Source organism: Undibacterium sp. Ji22W (assembly GCF_049340305.1).
Classification (GTDB): domain Bacteria; phylum Pseudomonadota; class Gammaproteobacteria; order Burkholderiales; family Burkholderiaceae_D; genus Undibacterium.
The window spans coordinates 957,941-974,570 of the sequence record NZ_JBMPOU010000003.1; the positions used below are offsets into that span (position 1 = coordinate 957,941).

Genomic DNA, 16,630 nt, shown 5'->3' on the forward strand with positions numbered 1-16,630 from the left:
AACTTCCTTTACTTTGTATTCTTTGAAACATTAAAAACTCTACTGTAATAACTGAATAAAATGTTCTGCGCTACGGATAATTGCTTTCGATTCCATGCCAAATAGATTGCGCGTCTCTTGGACGACATAGTCGTTGGTTCCCTTGGTGCAATATAGAACGCCTTGAAAGTTAGTCCCTAAATAAGTGAACGGTGTTAACTTGGTTTTCACCGGTACATCGCTCGCGAGCAGAGCGCGTAATTTTTTTTCAACATCGTATAGACTAGTTACTTCAATGGTGACCGTGCCGCCTTTCGGATTCGGGAAGCTCGTCGAAAACACGGGATTTTGTCCCATCGGGTTTTTGACTGTGATGCGCACACCCAATCTCAAGAACTTACTGATCGCAAAAAAGTCGTCTTCGGTAAACATACGGGTTCTCCCGAGCTGATTTAGTGTTGCTAGTGAGGTTACCAGAAAGTTTCTCCTGCCCCAATGGTAAGCCTGTGTTTTTATACAGATTTTGAGTTCTTGTGTGGTGATTATGGAATTTTCCACAAAAAAAGCAGCTTCTTACGATAATTGGACACCAAGCGCAGCATTTGTTTTACCATGGCAACTTCAAAAAACAATGTTACCAACGGAATTTTTTACTCTTAGCAATGAATCAACGAGAATCAGAATTTGAATTTATAAAGGGACTCAGCGCCGAATTGTCGTCCCGGAATTTGGTATTTCCAACTTCACTCAAAACGACGATGAAAATTCGTCAAGCCTTAGACGATGTGAATATGCCGAGCGACCAAGTCGCGCGTATCATCAGCACTGAACCGGTATTGTCAGCACAAATTTTGATGTTGTCGAATACCCCGATGTTCAACCGTACCTCGAAAAAAATTGAAGAATTGCGGGTCGCTGTGACCCTGCTTGGATTCGGAGTGGTCAGAAATATTGCCATTTCTGTTGGTATGAAACAATTAAAAGATCAGCAGCAAGATACATCGATGTCAGAGCCGATGGAAGGCCTGTGGACGCGTAGTATGCGAGTCGCGGCGCTGTCGTTCGTTATCGCCAAAAATCGCACAAAGTTGAGCCCAGATAAGGCGATGGTGGCAGGGCTCTTGCATGACATTGGTAAATTTTATATTTTAAGCCGAGCACACAATTATCAAGGATTATTTAGTTCGAGCGAAGCCTTGTGGGATTTGATTGATCAATGGCATGCCGACATCGGTGTCGCAATTCTGGAAAGCTGGGAAGTGTCTGACGATATTCGGGACGCGGTAATGAATAGAAAGCGTCAGGATTTACCCGAGCACAGCCGTCCCACATTGACCGATGTCATTGCGGCTGCGGATTTTCTTGATGTGAGCTTCGTCAAACAATCTTTGCTTGATATCGACTGGAGTGCGATGCCGATTGCCTTGAAGAATCTCCAATTGGATGAAAAAGAGACGGAGCGATTGATGATCGAGACACGACAAGAAATCGCACAAATTTTGAAAGTCATTGCCTAGCATTGTCGGTTTGTGCATAGGCCTTAGAGTTCGATATCAGACGGCTGCGTAAGAATAGGATAAGTGTTTTTGAAATCGCTGAACTAATTGCAAATTGTTTGCTCTAAGAAGGGCGATTTCTATTTCTGGAGAATACCGATCATAACCACAGGAGTAATCCGTGGGATGTTGATGATCATTTCTCTCAAGATGTTCAACTTAATTCACTGGAGTAGCTATGAAAAAAATATTAGTGGCGTTGGCAATTGTTGCTGCAAGTAGCCAAACTGTTCTTGCCAACGATGACTTGAAGACCGCCATTGCCAATCAGCAGCGTAGTCCTGAGAATGTGATGCGCGATGCTGCGCGTCATCCATATGAAACTTTGAAGTTTTTTGGAGTTGATGCGAAATCGACTGTCGTTGAATTAGCACCTGGCGGTGGCTGGTATACGGAAATTCTTGGCCCATATTTGCGTAAAGACGGCAAATTGATACTGGCAGGCGCTGGCGCAAAATTGAAAACCAAACTCGAAGCTCTGCCTGCGCTATATGACAAAGCGACCTATGGCGATTTCGCACCGGGTAAAAAAATTGATTACGCGCCTAAGAACAGTGTGGACGTGGTGCTCACTTTCCGTAATGTGCATAATTGGATTGCCATCAATGACAGCGCAGTGAAAGACGTATTTCAAAGTGCGTTTGACGCATTAAAACCAGGTGGCGTGTTTGGCGTGGTTGAGCATCGTCTGCCGACCAGTATGACGCAAGATCCGAAAGCCAGCACGGGTTACGTGCATGAAGCTTTCATCATCAAACTGGCCGAAAGCGTGGGCTTCAAATTGGCTGCAAAATCAGAAGTGAATGCGAATGCCAAGGACAATGCCAACCATGAAGGCGGTGTCTGGGCATTGCCACCCGTGTTAGCGAACAAAGACAAAGATAAAGAAAAATACACAGCAATCGGCGAGAGTGATCGTATGACTTTGAAATTTGTAAAGCCATAAATTTTTGCCAGTATGAAGAAAGCCCATTCATCACATCTGTGCTGTATGGGTTTTTTTATTTCGTGTTCTGAATGGAGTAAAAGCCTTATGCCGGCGCGTTTTCTGATTGCTTCCATGATGATTGGAATTATCCTCAGTCTGCTCACTGTGCGTGCGCAGTCGCAAACGATGTACCGTTGCGGTAGCAGCTATCAGGATAAACCTTGTGCGAATGGTCAGCAGGGCGTTGTCATAGGAAATAATCAGGCGCGCACCCAGAATTCTACAGATGTCACCGAGGTAGTCGATCCAGTTTGTAAGCGACGTGGTGATGAGGCTAAGAAAATTATCTGGATGCGTGAGGGCGGTGCGCAAAAAAATGATTTACTGGCGAAATCTAGTAGTGATGAGCAAAGCCAATTGATTTCCGATATCTATGCAGTACGGGGCAATTCGAATGATATCCGTACCAATATAGAAAAGAATTGTATGCAAGAGCGAGCTTTGCGTAGTGATCTCAGCAAGCGTTTAGGCGTTGTGCCCGATGCCGAGATGTTGCAAGCGCTTCGTAAAGCGCAACAAGCTATGCAAACGACGGATAAATCGGCGGACAAGTCGAATGGTAAAGTAACCCAACAGGACAAATCTACCGTGACAAGTGCCGCTGAGAACGCCGCTTCAGACGCAGATAATGTCGGTACGAAAAAGCGTTTGCCATGCCCCAATCTGAAAACGCAGTTAGAGATAGTGAGCGCCAATTTACGTGCAGGTGCCGATGTCGCGACCATGCAGAGCCTGCAACAACAAAAACGCAGTTTAGAAAAAGACATAGCACAGGCATGTGGTAAGTAATATGTGACAAGTAGCAAGTAGCAAGAAGCAAGTCATAAGTTGCGCTTTGCGATCTGTGCACTTCGCCTCATTTCTATCGACTCACCATGCCTAATAGTTGAAATGAATTATCAGTACTTCCATCGCAGAATGAAAGCCCGATCTTAAGGAGTTTGTATGAGTAAATATTCACTGAGTGTTAATGGCGAGATGAAATCGCTCGATGTCGTTCCGGACACGCCTTTACTATGGGCACTACGAGATTCTTTGAACTTAGTCGGTACTAAATATGGATGTGGCGTCGGTCAGTGCGGTGCCTGCATGGTACAAATCAATGGCGTACCGACGCGTTCTTGCATGACGCCAGTGTCCAGCGTTGGTCGCCAAAAGGTGACGACGATAGAAGGTGTTGATCCCAAGGCTGCTACGCCTTTACAACAGGCTTGGCAAGAGCTGGATGTGCCTCAGTGTGGCTATTGCCAGGCTGGGCAAATTATGAGTGCAGCCGCTTTGTTAAAAGATAATCCGCAGCCGAGTGATGCTGATATTGATGCGGCAATGGGCGGCAATCTGTGTCGCTGCGCAACCTATATGCGGATACGTGCTGGGATTCATCGTGCAGCTGAAATTGCTCGTACTCAGAAAGGTAAAAAATGAAAACGACTCATATGAATTTTGCGTTGCCAATCTCGCCTGTCGAGAACTCTTCGCGCCGTGATTTTTTGCAGCAAACTGGCGTCGGTGGTACGGCTTTGGTGTTGGGGAGTTTTTGGAATTTGGATCTCCATGCAGAACAAGCGGTAGCGAAACCAGTTGAGGGGAGCGCTTTTACGCCAAGTGCATTGATCAAAATCAGTAGTGAGGGCAGCGTCACTTTGATTTCTAAGCAACCTGAAATCGGACAGGGCATTAAGACCTCATTGCCTATGGTCATTGCAGAGGAATTAGAAGTTAATTGGAAGGATGTGAAGATAGTACAGGGTGATTTAAATCCGGCCTATGGCGGTCAGTTCGCAGGAGGATCTTTATCAACCCCTTTAAATTATGACGAATTTCTAAAGCTTGGTGCATTGGCTCGTACTATGCTGATTACCGCCGCTGCACAAAAATGGCAAGTGCCTGTAACTGAATGCCACGCTGAAAAGAGCAAAGTCATTCATGCAGCGAGTAAACGTCAGGCGAGCTATGCCAGTCTGGTGAGTTTGGCCGCAGCGTTGCCTGTGCCCGATGTAAAGACGGTCAAGTTAAAAGATCCCGCCAAATATACTTTGATTGGTAGTCGCATCGGTGGTGTCGACAATAAAGAAATCGTCACTGGTAAGCCCTTGTTTGGAATCGATGTCAAAGTACCTGGCATGTTGTATGCAGTCTATGAAAAATGTCCGGCTTTCGGAGGTAAAGTAGTTAGTGCGAATCTTGAGGCGATTAAAGCCTTGCCCGGTATACGCGATGCTTTCATTATCGAAGGTACCGAGAATTTGAATGGGCTAATGTCAGGCGTCGCGATCATTGCAGAGTCGACCTGGGCTAGTTTTGCGGCACGTAAACAATTGAAGGTGGTGTGGGATGAAGGCAAAGTCGTCAATGAAAGCTGGGATGACTTTAGTAGCAAAGCACAGGCTTTATCAAAACAAGCGGGTGCGATTAATTTGCGTAAAGATGGCGATGTCAACACCGCGTTTGCAAACGCAGCCAAGACTGTAGAAGCCAGTTATAGCTATCCGTTTATTTCACATGCAAGTATAGAACCACAAAATTGTACGGCTTGGTATAAGCCTGAAGATGGCAGCTTGGAACTGTGGGTGCCGACGCAAAATCCGGCAGCGGGGCAGGCTATCGTCACCAGTGTTTTAAAAATCCCTAAAGAAAAAATCACCTTGCATATGACCCGCAGCGGCGGTGGTTTTGGACGTCGTTTGAGCGCGGATTATGTGATCGAAGCTGCGGCAATCGCGATGAAAGTGAATGCGCCAATGAAACTCACTTGGTCACGCGAGGACGATATGCGCCATGACCATTATCGTGCAGGTGGTTTCCATTTCTTGCGTGGTGCGGTCGATTCCAAAGGCAAACTGACCGCTTGGCACAATCATTTCGTGACCTTCGCAAATCGCATCATGCGTGATGGTAAAAGCATCTTGCAACCGGGTAGTGGTGCCAGTTTATCTGGCGAAGAATTTCCCGGGCGTTGGGTAGAAAATTGTTTGCTCGAACAAACCCCAATGGAAACTGGGGTGCCGATGGGGCCTTGGCGCGCGCCAGGCAGTAATGTGTTCGCCTGGGTATTTCATAGCTTTATTGACGAGCTGGCGCATGCCGCTGGGCGTGATCCGCTGGCATTCCGCTTAGAAATCTTGGGTGATAAAGACATCATGCAAGGCACTGGTGAACGTGGTCAACCCTATAACGTCGGTCGTATGCGTCGGGTATTGAAAGAAGTTGCGGAGAAATCGGGTTGGGGTCAACGGAAATTCCCACGCGGTCAGGGGCAAGGTATCGCTTTCCATTTCAGTCATCGTGGCTATATCGCTGAAGTTGCAGAGGTGACAGTATCCAAAGATGGTCAATTGAAAGTCGACCGGGTCGTGGTCGCAACCGATATTGGTTCGCAGATTGTGAATTTGAGTGGCGCGGAAAATCAGGTGCAAGGTTCAGTGATCGATGGTATCAGCACGCTCATGTTTCCAGAGTTGGACATCCAACGCGGTCGGGTAGTACAGGGTAATTTCAATGAATATGGCTTGCTGCGCATGCCCGACTCACCAACCAAAATCGATGTGCATTTTGTGAAAAGTGATTTTCCTGTGACAGGATTGGGTGAACCAGCATTTCCACCGTTAGCGCCTGCAGTGTGCAATGCCATCTTCGCCGCGACTGGTAAACGCATTCGTCAATTACCCTTGTCACGCAGTGATTTGCGCTGGTCTTGATAGGTGATTAAGTTCAAGCTAGTGTAGAGTATGATGGGCAACAGCTCAAAAAAACCCCGGCAATCTTAGTGATTGCCGGGGTTTTTACTTTATTCACCGCACTGTCAGATGATCACTGGACTACCGAAAAATTACTGACGAACTCGTTTCTTCGCGCCAGTCGCTTTGCTGCTCTTTGCTTTGTAACCTGGTTGTCCTGCTGCACCTGCGAAACCTGATTTAGTCGCGGGTTTGGATGGCAAGCCAACTACGGCAGATTTTTTGGGAGACGTGGCGGTTGTTGCTGCAAGTGCTGCAACAGTCTCCGCTGCTTCCGATGCGGTAGCGGGCACTTCATTGGTCGGATTGACCTCAGTTTTTTTTGTTGATTTCACTTGGCGAGCCTTTGGTGTTGGTGTGCTGCTGACAGCGTCAGTAATCGATGCGACTTTTACTGCGGCGGCACGGGGTTTTCGTTGAGTTGTTTTGGGTGTGACTGATGCGTTGACTGGATTTATATCTTTGAGCCGCACAGTGCTTGTTTGCTTCACTGATTTCAATTCAACGGATTTTAATTCAACCGATGGGGTGACTTCAACGATACTATTTAACATCATAGGGGAAATTGTCTTGCCCAAGGCAATAAATTTTTCTTGTATTTGCTGATGAAGAGCGACCACAGCGTGCATATATTGCTGGCTCTGCGCAGCAAACGTATGGGCTTGATTGCTACTGCGAATGAAAAACTCTTGTGGGGCTTTAATGAAACCTAAGTCACTGCAATACTCGCCCCAACTTTCCCACGCCGTTTGCACTGTTTGTGCTTGTAATTCGGTGGCGCGATCGAATTCTTCGCTGAGAGACTGTGTCAGATTATTATAAGCGGCAAACTGTTGCTCAAAGGCTGGCGTCGGTTTTGCAGTGAGCTGGTTTGAAACAAAAATCATATTTCCTCCTTCGCGTTTGGTAAAGTTCATCAACCTAAAATGGTGATGCTCGCGTTAAGTATCCATGCATTCAGGTCAGATTGGGGTTTTGGGTTGTGGCATTGCAGCATTTCGGATTGTATTACCAGACGAGGGAAATGGCGAGTCTTCGCGGCTATATTTGCTGCATTGCGATATTTAAAAGCCAATTTCTTGTCCACCTGCAATTTTTAGTTTGAGTCAGATCAATACCACGTAAAATACTGGCCTAGGTCAAGATGGAAGAAATTATGTCAGCAAAAATTCAAAATTTGCAGGAATTACGAGATCAGTTGCGCGCCTTTGTAGCAGAACGCGATTGGCAACAATTTCACACGCCTAAAAATCTGGCCAGCGCGCTTTCGGTGGAGGCAGCCGAATTGTTAGAACCTTTTCAATGGTTGAAAACCGGTGAAATTGATGAATTAAATGTTGAAACACATACTGCGATCCGGCACGAAATGGCCGATGTCTTAAACTATCTCGTCATGTTAGCTGATCACTTAGATGTTGATTTGTTGGATGCTGCCACAGAGAAAATTCAATTGAACGCCCAAAAATACCCAGTGCAAGCTGCACGGGGATTGGCATTGAAATACACAGAATTAAAAAAATAGAAGGTGAAGTGTAATGACTGCAATTCAACGCATTGACCAACAAATGATAAAAGCATTGTCGGCACAGGCAAAAGAAAATCCGCGTCTGCGTAAGAATTTAAATTTTCATGCCAACAATGAAGCGTCTTGTCATCGGTTATTGAATGCCTTAGAACCAGGCACCTATGTGCAGCCGCATTGCCATCTGGCGGCCGATAAAGATGAAACGCTGGTGGTGGTCGCAGGGTGTATCGGTGTTTTGATTTTCGATGTGGTCGGTGCTGTGCAACAAAGTTTGGTGTTAGCGCCGGCTAGCGAATGCTTCGGCATCCATATTCCATGCGGCACATTCCACAGCATGGTGGCCTTGAGTTCTGGTTCGGTATTCTTTGAAGCTAAGGCAGGGCCCTACGTTGCTATTACAGAATCAGAACGTGCCGTTTGGGCACCAGCCGAGGGTGATCCAGCAGCGCTCGATTATCTTCATACAATGCTCAGCTATTTTGTGATCGCATAGAAGTCTATGGCATCTTGGTTCTACGAATAAATTCGTGATGTGGATATTCGTCTGCGCGAATCGCAAACCCTTTGCTGCATAACCACTCACACGCTTGTGTCAGGTTGGAAAAGTAGGCAATGCGGTCTTGGCTGAATTCGCCAGTTTGGTGTTGGTGAATTTTTTTCTTAAGTTCGCTCGGGACAACGATAGCTAAAGCGGCGCAGTTATTGGCAAACGCCCATTCGCGCATGCCAGGAAATAATTGCAGGCTACTAGCCCCTGACATCTCCCAGTTTTCCGCGTTGGTCAATCCAACCCAAGGCGCCGAAATAGGTGCTTTTTGTTGCGTCTCTTGAAAAACAGCACGCGTGCCTTCTTCGTTAAAGACGCCTGCCGTACTCCGGATTAATATTTGCCGAATGACCGTGATTTCCCATTCGCCATGTATCTTCATCATAAATTTCTTGAACGCGCCTTAATAGCTTAAAAAGAGTGGAGCTCGCACAATTTCTTGTGGCGATAATGGGTGCAAAATGACTGTTGTGCCAGCAGTTAGAGCTTGCTTGACTGATTTTAAGCGAATATCACCGTAAATAAGCTTATTGGACGTAGGTCGGGCTGTAATAAAGTCGCCGTGCCTCACAACATAGTGTAAAAACCACGCTAAAAACACATAAGAACTTCAAAAATATTTGGTTTAAATAGTACACGATACCTGCACAAACAGCGTATGAATTGAGCAAGAAATATTGAAATAACAGGTGTTGATCTTGGTTGGCTAACCCGAAAATTTGTTTATTAGTTCCCATAGTTCTTGGTATTTCGTAAGGTATTGTTTATCGGTACCACTCAGATTATAAAAGGCGACTTGATAATTCAGGCTGTGGTTTTCTTTCTGCGATCTCTAGACTCGCGCTCAGTTGTGAACCTCTTGCGGTACACAATTAGAAGCAAAGTGCGTTTTTATTTTTATGTCTCTACATTGTTGGAGACAGATACCCAGAGGTTGATATGTTGAAGAAAAAATGGTTTGTATCCTTGATGCTATTGGCAGGCCTGACGGTAGGTGCTAGTGTATCTGCACAAGTCTACGTCGCTGGCACGGTTGGTCAGGCAAAATGGAATGCCGATTGCACTCAATCTGGTGTAAGTTGCGACAATACTGGTAGCTCCTATAAAGTAATCGGCGGCTACAATTTGGACAAAAATTTTGCACTCGAAGCGAGTTATTTTTCGTTAGGTAAAATGAGAGCGACCGCCAACTTAGGTAGCATTTCTGGCGTAGCTGAAGCGAAGGGGACGGGCTTTGAATTTGCTGGCGTTGTAAAGCGTGATTTTAATGAAGACTTTGCTGGATTCGCAAAATTCGGTCTAGCTCGTGTGTCAGTCGATACCACTGCGAGCGTTCCGTCGCTAGTGAAGATGGATACGGATACAAATTCGACGCAACCTGTTTTTGGTTTGGGTTTGACCTATAAAGTCAGTAAAGAAGTGGCTTTGCGTGGTGAAGTTGAAACCCGTCGCGTTAAGATAGGTGATGAGAAAAGTGCTGTGAATAATTTCTCGGTTGGCGTGCAATATACGTTTTAATAGTGATTCCTGAATACTGAATAGATCTTACCGGTTGAGCGCGCGATCATGATGCGGTTTGCAGCAGACTGTATTTTGATCGCGCGTTCTTTTTTTGCTTAATCTGAGCTTAAACGAGCAAAGTCGTTTTGTATCCAATTCAAAGCGGATGCCTGACTGAGTTTGAAATCAGGACGCACTTTGACCTTAGCAATCTGTTCGTCGAACATTGTGTATGCACTCAAGAATGCACTCGCACCTTCGTCATCGGGAATGATCTGTAAGCAGATTTTGTAGTCGGTGTCTATGTGACTGAGGATCAGACTCTTATTTAAACTCGCATGCAATTGTTGCTCATGCCGACGCACAAATTCACTCGCGGTTTTAACCAACGTATTAAACGCATTATGGTCGAGAGGTTTAGGGTTTTTTTTATCGCGACCCATCGTCCACGGGCCAATTAACGCTGGCTCGGCTTCGCCGTCTTTATACATGGCTACCGCCCAACCGTCGTCGTCCTCATTCTTGATGACGCGCGCAGTCCAGCTTTTGGCTTGCCATACACGCGCCTCTTGAATCAATTCGGCATCATCTTGCATATCGATATCGCTCATGCAAATGATCTCTTAGTTTTTAGTTTTAGCGTTAAATACTTTGACGATACTTAAGCCTTCGCTACCCGTATTGCATGTGTAGACGCCATCTTTTAATTGAATAAATTGTTCTGCTTCTAAGTCAAGTTCTTGCCCATTCACCGTTAGTGAGCAACTGCCAGCTAAGACATACAGACGAAATCCATGGGACGCCTTAATGTCGATCGTTTGATTGGCGGCATAAGTATTGCTATAAAACTTAAAATTATCGGCCGGTTTGTGCTGTTGGCGTACACCGATTTCTGAGATGCCAGTGGTCGAAATATCGGCCCAGGAAAGTACTTGTGACATGGAGTTCCTTGATAGAGAGTTAGAGCTTAAAGCTGGCCTGGCATGTTGGCCAAAGAGTTCGGATGCTTATATTGGTCGCACTGATGGTTTGAATAAAATATCTTTTTAGCATTCAATGCGAAGAGAGAACGTAGTATACGCGAAACTAGGAGTTTTGGAATTGAGGGGGTCACCGACTGCTAGAAGATTAACAAGAAATTAGCCATCGATCCTCGGAGTCGATTAGAAGTCGATGACTAAATCACTAGGCTAACTGACTTTTTTAAGTTGCAAACCAAGTTGCAACCATCGTAGCTTCAATTGGCTTAGCTTCTTTGTGAATAAACTCATTGCTGCTGCAATCATAACGATAGGCATCTGCCCATTCTTGATGGTGCGCTGCTAATTGTTTGATGCCGTCGCACACAAAAGCAATTTCTGCCGATGTCGTTGTCGGATGGATAGACATGCGTATCCAGCCTGGTTTGCTGGTGAGGTCGCCAGAGCTGATTTGATCGGTCAGTTTGTGCGAAGTTTCTTGATCTACATTCAGCAAATAATGTCCGTAAGTCCCCGCACAGCTGCAGCCACCACGCGTTTGAATACCAAAACGGTCATTTAATAATTTCACGCCCAAATTGAAATGTAGATCATGAATAAAAAACGAGATCACGCCCAAACGGTTTTGATGTTGTGGCGCGAGTATACTCAGATTTGGTACTTTGCCCAATTCTGCGAACACATAGTCGGTCAATTCTTTTTCGCGCGCCAAAATATTCGCAACGCCCATTTTTTCTTTTAGTTGAATTGCTAAAGCAGTTTTGATGACTTGTAAAAAGCCTGGCGTACCGCCGTCTTCCCGGCTTTCTATATTATCAATGTATTGATGTTCGCCCCAAGGATTGGTCCAAGTCACCGTGCCACCACCCGGGCAATCTGGCACCATATTGCGATAGAGTTTTTTGTTAAAAACTAGCACGCCTGAAGTACCGGGGCCACCCAAAAATTTGTGCGGCGAAAAGAAAATCGCATCTAGGTAGCACTCAGGATCTGTAGGATGCATATCGATCTCGACATACGGACCTGAGCAGGCGAAATCGACAAAGCACAGGCCGTTTTGTTGGTGCATGAGTTTTGCGACTTCGTAATACGGCGTCTTAATGCCAGTCACATTTGAGCACGATGTGATAGACGCAATCTTGATCGGACGATCTTGATATTTGAGTAGCAGGGTTTGCAAGTTCTGTACGCAAAATAAGCCTTGTTCATCGGCGGGAATCACTTCCACGTCAGCGATCGTCTCTAACCATGAAGTCTGATTCGAGTGATGTTCCATGTGCGAAATGAAAACGATAGGGCGTTTTTCTTGTGGGAGAGAAAAGTAGTCTTTCAATGATTCCGGAATTTTAAATCCCAAAATGCGTTGAAACTTATTCACGACTCCGGTCATTCCGGTGCCGTCATTGATTAACACGTCATTCTCGTTCGCGTTCACATGCTTTTTGATAATGTGTTTGGCTTCATGATAAGCCATCGTCATTGCCGTGCCAGAAATGGTGGTTTCGGTATGTGTATTCGCGACAAAGGGACCAAACGCATTCATTAGCTTTTCTTCTATCGGACGATATAAACGGCCGCTGGCGGTCCAATCGGTGTAAACGATATTTTTGATCCCATACGGCGATTCAAATTGCTGATCAACACCAATTATCTGGGTTCTGAACTGTGCGAAGTGTTGCTCTAAAGCACTGACCGGCTGCGATTGACTTGATGTTGTTGCATTATTCATTGCGGTGTTTCTCGTATTGAAGAGGCTATAAAGAAAAAAGCGATAAAGAAAGCAGCGATGTTAACATAAGCTTATACGAGCAGGGAATTTACAAATTACGAGAAAGTCTGTTGAATTTTAATGAAAAGTACGGTTAAGTTGACTTATTTGACATAAAAAAGCACCGTCTGACATTTTTTTGAAAAAATGTTCGGGGGCAGATCAGCATGACAGACAATTTTTTTTGAGGGGATTTGAGCGTTATTTTAAAAAATAAGCAGGCGGATCGGCTTAAAAATTGAAAAAAGTTATGTGGCAAATTCCGATCAAAAATTAGTCGTCGCCTAAGCTAACTGCAGCACCATTGAAGCGATCTGCCAGCCACATTCCTATGCACATCATCAGAACAAAACCAGCCCCTTTAGCAAGGCCAGCGCCGAGTAAAATAATGGCAGGGCCAGGACAAATTCCAGCGATGCCCCAGCCGATTCCAAACAATAAACTACCGCCAATTAAGCGCCAATCGATTTCGGTTTTTTGCGGAAAACTGAGTGTTGCGCCAGACCACGATAGCTTCTTCTTTTTCAATATTGTGAAAGGCAGAATCGCTAAGCCTATCGCTGCTGCCATCACTAATGCTAAGGAGGGATCCCAGCCGCCAGCAAGGTCTAGAAATGCACTGACTTTAGCCGGATTTGCCATGCCTGCGATTAACAAACCGAGGCCAAAAATAATGCCGCTGCACGCGGCGATAAAAACTCTGAGTATCATTTCTTATTTCTCTTTTTATTGAATCACTCTTGCATGATTACATTACGTGACGAATCAGGTAAGTCGTGAGGAAGCCCGCGCCCATAAAGGCTAAGGTGGCGACGATGGAACGTGGCGATAAGCGTGAAATCCCACACACACCGTGCCCACTAGTGCAACCAGAACCAAGGCGAGTCCCAAAACCGACGATCAAACCTGCCACCAACAGTGCGGGCCAATTGGCTTGAATATTCATCTCTGGTAAAGGCGTGAAAACGCTATACAGCACAGGGCTGATTAACATGCCCAATAGAAAAGTAACACGCCACCATGAGTCATATTTCTTGGCGTGGAAGAAGCCATTGAAAGCACCAGCGAGGATCCCCGTGACACCAGCAATGCGGCCTATACCAGCGAATAATAAAACTGAGGCAGTGCCAATTAAAAGACCACCAGCGATTGCCGTGTACGGCGTAAATTGTTCCCAAGCGATAGGCATTCTTGATCCTAAAAAAGCATGTAAAAAAGTTCGACCTTAACTGACTGATTTTTAAATTAAATTTTTTCTGTATGGATATTTTGCCGAATAAAAATCGGAAAAAATTAGTAAAAAAATTTAATAGAGAGTCAGATGGAAATCAGATTAACCCAACTGCACATGCTGTTGATGAAACAGGATTCATCATGACAAGGCAGGTCAACCAAATAGTTTTTCTGTGCCCAGCATCCACTATTTTTTAAAAACCGAAAATAATTATAGGGCTAAAGTCAATGTGTTGTATTAGCTGCTTTATTGATTTAAGGTTTTGAACGGCGTAGATGGTGGAATCACATGCCGGTAGGTGGGAGGAGAGTGCAGGGAGTAATCGAAAGTATCGGGAGGTACCGGATGGTAAAGAAAAGCGATTCAATTCCGGCAGGACTAGTGTCGGAATTGATTTATTTTGTTTTTTAGAACTTAAGTAAACGCGCAGCTTTGATTGCGGTTGATGTCAATTTAGGCGGAGTTACTTCGATTGATACCAATTGCGCACATAATCTGGCGCCGCTTGGGTATTGCTTTCATGGGCAATCGGCGCCAATGTCTGCCGGGTAAATGGAAGTACACCTGTCCACACATCGAATGCCATATCCTCCTCATCGTCATTGGGCCCACCGCTACGCACCTTGCAGGCCGCCTCGGTCAGCGCAATTCGCATCACTGTCGTGCCAGCCAGCTCAGCGCGATTACCAGGACGGGCCTGCTGTTGGCGTCCTAGCGCTAATTTATCCATGAAAGCTGCCATAGAGGCGGCCTTATGTTCGTCTTCGACGCGTTCAAATACGCCATAGATCATTGCAGAGCGGTAATTCATTGAGTGATTAAATGCGGCTCGGGCTAAGACTAGTCCATCCAGATGCGTAATAGCGACACACGCTGATGCGCCATTAACTAAAATTTTTGCTAAACGGCTTGGATTGGCAGCATGAATATACAAATAATTTTCTTCACGCCAACAAGCAGTGGGAATGCAGTGACTGCCCTTATCGTCCGCAAATGCCACATGACACAGGTAAGCGTCATCAATGATTGCATATAAGGTGGCGCGTTCATAATCGGCATTTTCGGCAATGCGACGGACTTGTGTACGTTCGCTCGGGGCAATTGAAGTAGCTTTGTTCATAGTCAGGATTTTAAATGGGTAAATGAATTGATTATTGGCGTCTGTGCGTAATGCGTGCTGAATATTTCTTCGAATACTTGATTTGCGTTGAACACCACTATAATGTCCTTATGGTTCCTCAACAAGATCCAGTAATGGTAATATTTTTAGGACTACAGAATGGATTATGCACTTTTGCTCGAACGGTTTTCGTCCAGCGTTCAGAGAACATGGTCGGCACAAAGAAGATTGCATGCTGCGTTAAGAGCGGCAATTCAAGAGGGTGAGCTAGCGCCAGGAAGTCGCCTGTTGGCGAGTCGGGTATTGGCGCAAGAATTAGGTATTGCCAGAAATAGCGTCGTGTATGCGTATGAACAGTTGCTCAGTGAAGGCTTTCTTAGCAGCGATAGGCGCGGGACCGTCGTCAATCCGATTGCGCAAGTCGCTAAACAATTACAGTTGCCGACGACCACGCTCCTATCTGACTTTTGTTTAGCAAATCGTGCCGAACGGGTGATGCCTTTGCCGGTCGCTGCTGAATTAACGACGGGATTTGCGCCTGGTGTGCCATCACTAACGGATTTTCCCAAGGCTCTGTGGCGCAAATCTTTAGATGCTAGTTGGCGCCATCTTACAGTCTCACAGTTAGGTTATGCGGATGCTGCTGGAGAACCGCTATTACGTGCAGCAATCGCAGACTATTTACGAGCTTCACGTGGTGTCATTTGTGATGCTGACCAAGTGATCGTGACGGATGGTACGCAAAGTAGTCTGGATTTATGTGCACATGCACTGGCAGACGCCGGCGACAAAGTCTGGATGGAAACCCCCGGGTACGTTGGCGCCCAGATTGCTTTTCGGTCAGCTCAATTAAACGTCATTGGAATCACGGTTGATAAGGATGGCATCGCCCCAACTGAGCACGACTGGCAAACGCATCATCCTAAATTCGTCTACGTCACACCTTCGCATCAGTATCCGACGGGACAAGTATTGAGCCTGAACCGTCGACTGGAATTGATACAACATGCACGCAAGCATGGCACTTTATTGATTGAAGACGATTACGATAGCGAGTTTCGACACGGTGGACCACCTTTAATCGCGATGCAGGGTTTGGTGCCAGATGCGCCAGTGATTTACTTGGGGACATTTAGTAAAACGATGTTCCCCGCGTTGCGGATTGCGTATTTGGTACTTCCAAAAAATCTTGTGCCGGCGATGCATAGCTTGGTCGCCAAGACATCTTTGCGCGGACGTTCGGCCGACCAGATTTGCCTTGCCAAATTCATTCGTGATGGACATTTTCTAACGCACTTACGGCGTATGCGCCGGCTCTACAAAAATAGGCGTGATGAGTTAGTTCGTCTATTGCAAGCGCAATTAGGTGATGTTGCGACCGTGTATGGCGATACTGCGGGTATGCATTTGTCGCTGTGTTTTCACAATACGAGCTGGGATGATGTGACCATCAGTGAACATGCTTTGACGTTAGGGGTGGTCGTGCCCGCCTTGAGTCATCATCGTGTCGGTCGGCGACTGCATGCATGGTCTGGCCTGATGCTTGGTTATGCGCAGGTCCCCATTGAGTTGATGCCCGCATTAGTTGAGCACTTAAAAAGCAGCATAGATTGGTATAGAAACGAAATTGATTCAACTTGAAGTGAATCAATTTCTTGTGTCGATGTCGGTTAGCTACCAATCCGAGCGATAAAAT

At 45.8% G+C, this 16,630-nt stretch carries 18 protein-coding genes; 9 read left to right on the top strand and 9 right to left on the bottom strand.

Annotated elements, in window-relative coordinates; translation table 11 throughout:
* Nucleotides 1–39: 39 nt before the first annotated feature.
* A complete protein-coding gene (locus tag ACO0KW_RS16700) occupies nucleotides 40–411 on the bottom strand; it encodes a hypothetical protein (RefSeq protein ID WP_423054461.1) in 372 nt (123 codons plus the stop codon).
* Nucleotides 412–641: 230 nt separating this feature from the next.
* Between ACO0KW_RS16700 and ACO0KW_RS16705 the strand changes: the two genes are divergently transcribed.
* The 5 genes from ACO0KW_RS16705 (at nucleotide 642) to ACO0KW_RS16725 (ending at nucleotide 6,221) form a co-directional block, all read left to right on the top strand.
* A complete protein-coding gene (locus tag ACO0KW_RS16705) occupies nucleotides 642–1,496 on the top strand; it encodes an HDOD domain-containing protein (protein ID WP_423054462.1) in 855 nt (284 codons plus the stop codon).
* A 217-nt stretch (nucleotides 1,497–1,713) separates the two neighbouring features.
* A complete protein-coding gene (locus ACO0KW_RS16710) occupies nucleotides 1,714–2,481 on the top strand; it encodes a class I SAM-dependent methyltransferase (RefSeq protein ID WP_423054463.1) in 768 nt (255 codons plus the stop codon).
* An 87-nt stretch (nucleotides 2,482–2,568) separates the two neighbouring features.
* Complete coding sequence (locus ACO0KW_RS16715) at nucleotides 2,569–3,312, top strand: hypothetical protein (protein ID WP_423054465.1); 744 nt, start codon at nucleotides 2,569–2,571, stop codon at nucleotides 3,310–3,312.
* A 156-nt stretch (nucleotides 3,313–3,468) separates the two neighbouring features.
* Nucleotides 3,469–3,948, top strand: a complete 480-nt coding sequence (locus ACO0KW_RS16720) for a (2Fe-2S)-binding protein (RefSeq protein ID WP_423054467.1) — start codon at nucleotides 3,469–3,471, stop codon at nucleotides 3,946–3,948.
* On the top strand, nucleotides 3,945–6,221 hold the full coding sequence (locus tag ACO0KW_RS16725; protein WP_423054469.1) for a molybdopterin cofactor-binding domain-containing protein: 2,277 nt from the start codon (nucleotides 3,945–3,947) through the stop codon (nucleotides 6,219–6,221). Before ACO0KW_RS16720 ends, ACO0KW_RS16725 begins: the two co-directional genes overlap by 4 nt.
* A 131-nt stretch (nucleotides 6,222–6,352) precedes the next feature.
* Here ACO0KW_RS16725 and ACO0KW_RS16730 read toward each other — a convergent pair whose 3' ends face one another.
* Nucleotides 6,353–7,147: a phasin family protein gene (locus tag ACO0KW_RS16730; protein WP_423054470.1), complete on the bottom strand. Its 795-nt coding sequence runs from the start codon at nucleotides 7,145–7,147 to the stop codon at nucleotides 6,353–6,355.
* Nucleotides 7,148–7,416: 269 nt separating this feature from the next.
* Here ACO0KW_RS16730 and ACO0KW_RS16735 point away from each other — a divergent pair, with 269 nt between their 5' ends.
* Nucleotides 7,417–7,782 (top strand): nucleotide pyrophosphohydrolase, encoded by a 366-nt coding sequence (locus ACO0KW_RS16735; protein ID WP_423054472.1) that lies wholly within the window; start codon nucleotides 7,417–7,419, stop codon nucleotides 7,780–7,782.
* A gap of 13 nt (nucleotides 7,783–7,795) precedes the next feature.
* Entirely contained in the window at nucleotides 7,796–8,278 is a 483-nt protein-coding gene (locus ACO0KW_RS16740) for a WbuC family cupin fold metalloprotein (protein ID WP_423054474.1), read from the top strand.
* Between the two features lie 4 nt (nucleotides 8,279–8,282).
* On the opposite strand, the gene ACO0KW_RS16745 is transcribed toward ACO0KW_RS16740, so the two are convergent.
* Nucleotides 8,283–8,717 (bottom strand): hypothetical protein, encoded by a 435-nt coding sequence (locus ACO0KW_RS16745; protein ID WP_423054476.1) that lies wholly within the window; start codon nucleotides 8,715–8,717, stop codon nucleotides 8,283–8,285.
* Between the two features lie 554 nt (nucleotides 8,718–9,271).
* On the opposite strand from ACO0KW_RS16745, the gene ACO0KW_RS16750 reads away from it, so the two are divergent.
* Nucleotides 9,272–9,850 carry an outer membrane beta-barrel protein gene (locus ACO0KW_RS16750; RefSeq protein WP_423054477.1) on the top strand — a complete coding sequence of 193 codons (579 nt, stop codon included), beginning with the start codon at nucleotides 9,272–9,274 and terminating at the stop codon, nucleotides 9,848–9,850.
* A gap of 98 nt (nucleotides 9,851–9,948) precedes the next feature.
* On the opposite strand, the gene ACO0KW_RS16755 is transcribed toward ACO0KW_RS16750, so the two are convergent.
* The 6 genes from ACO0KW_RS16755 to ACO0KW_RS16780 form a co-directional block, all read right to left on the bottom strand.
* Entirely contained in the window at nucleotides 9,949–10,443 is a 495-nt protein-coding gene (locus tag ACO0KW_RS16755) for a hypothetical protein (RefSeq protein ID WP_423054478.1), read from the bottom strand.
* Nucleotides 10,444–10,455: 12 nt separating this feature from the next.
* Nucleotides 10,456–10,773: a hypothetical protein gene (locus ACO0KW_RS16760; protein ID WP_423054479.1), complete on the bottom strand. Its 318-nt coding sequence runs from the start codon at nucleotides 10,771–10,773 to the stop codon at nucleotides 10,456–10,458.
* A 262-nt stretch (nucleotides 10,774–11,035) separates the two neighbouring features.
* The gene (locus ACO0KW_RS16765) at nucleotides 11,036–12,541 is read right to left on the bottom strand and encodes an aminotransferase class V-fold PLP-dependent enzyme (RefSeq protein ID WP_423054480.1); all 1,506 of its coding nucleotides are present in this window, start codon (nucleotides 12,539–12,541) and stop codon (nucleotides 11,036–11,038) included.
* Between the two features lie 312 nt (nucleotides 12,542–12,853).
* Nucleotides 12,854–13,291: a DUF6691 family protein gene (locus ACO0KW_RS16770; protein ID WP_423054481.1), complete on the bottom strand. Its 438-nt coding sequence runs from the start codon at nucleotides 13,289–13,291 to the stop codon at nucleotides 12,854–12,856.
* 37 nt (nucleotides 13,292–13,328) lie between these two features.
* Complete coding sequence (locus ACO0KW_RS16775; protein WP_423054483.1) at nucleotides 13,329–13,769, bottom strand: YeeE/YedE family protein; 441 nt, start codon at nucleotides 13,767–13,769, stop codon at nucleotides 13,329–13,331.
* A gap of 508 nt (nucleotides 13,770–14,277) precedes the next feature.
* Entirely contained in the window at nucleotides 14,278–14,934 is a 657-nt protein-coding gene (locus tag ACO0KW_RS16780; protein ID WP_423054484.1) for a pyridoxamine 5'-phosphate oxidase family protein, read from the bottom strand.
* 159 nt (nucleotides 14,935–15,093) lie between these two features.
* Here ACO0KW_RS16780 and ACO0KW_RS16785 point away from each other — a divergent pair, with 159 nt between their 5' ends.
* Nucleotides 15,094–16,575: a PLP-dependent aminotransferase family protein gene (locus ACO0KW_RS16785; RefSeq protein ID WP_423054486.1), complete on the top strand. Its 1,482-nt coding sequence runs from the start codon at nucleotides 15,094–15,096 to the stop codon at nucleotides 16,573–16,575.
* Nucleotides 16,576–16,630: the final 55 nt, after the last annotated feature.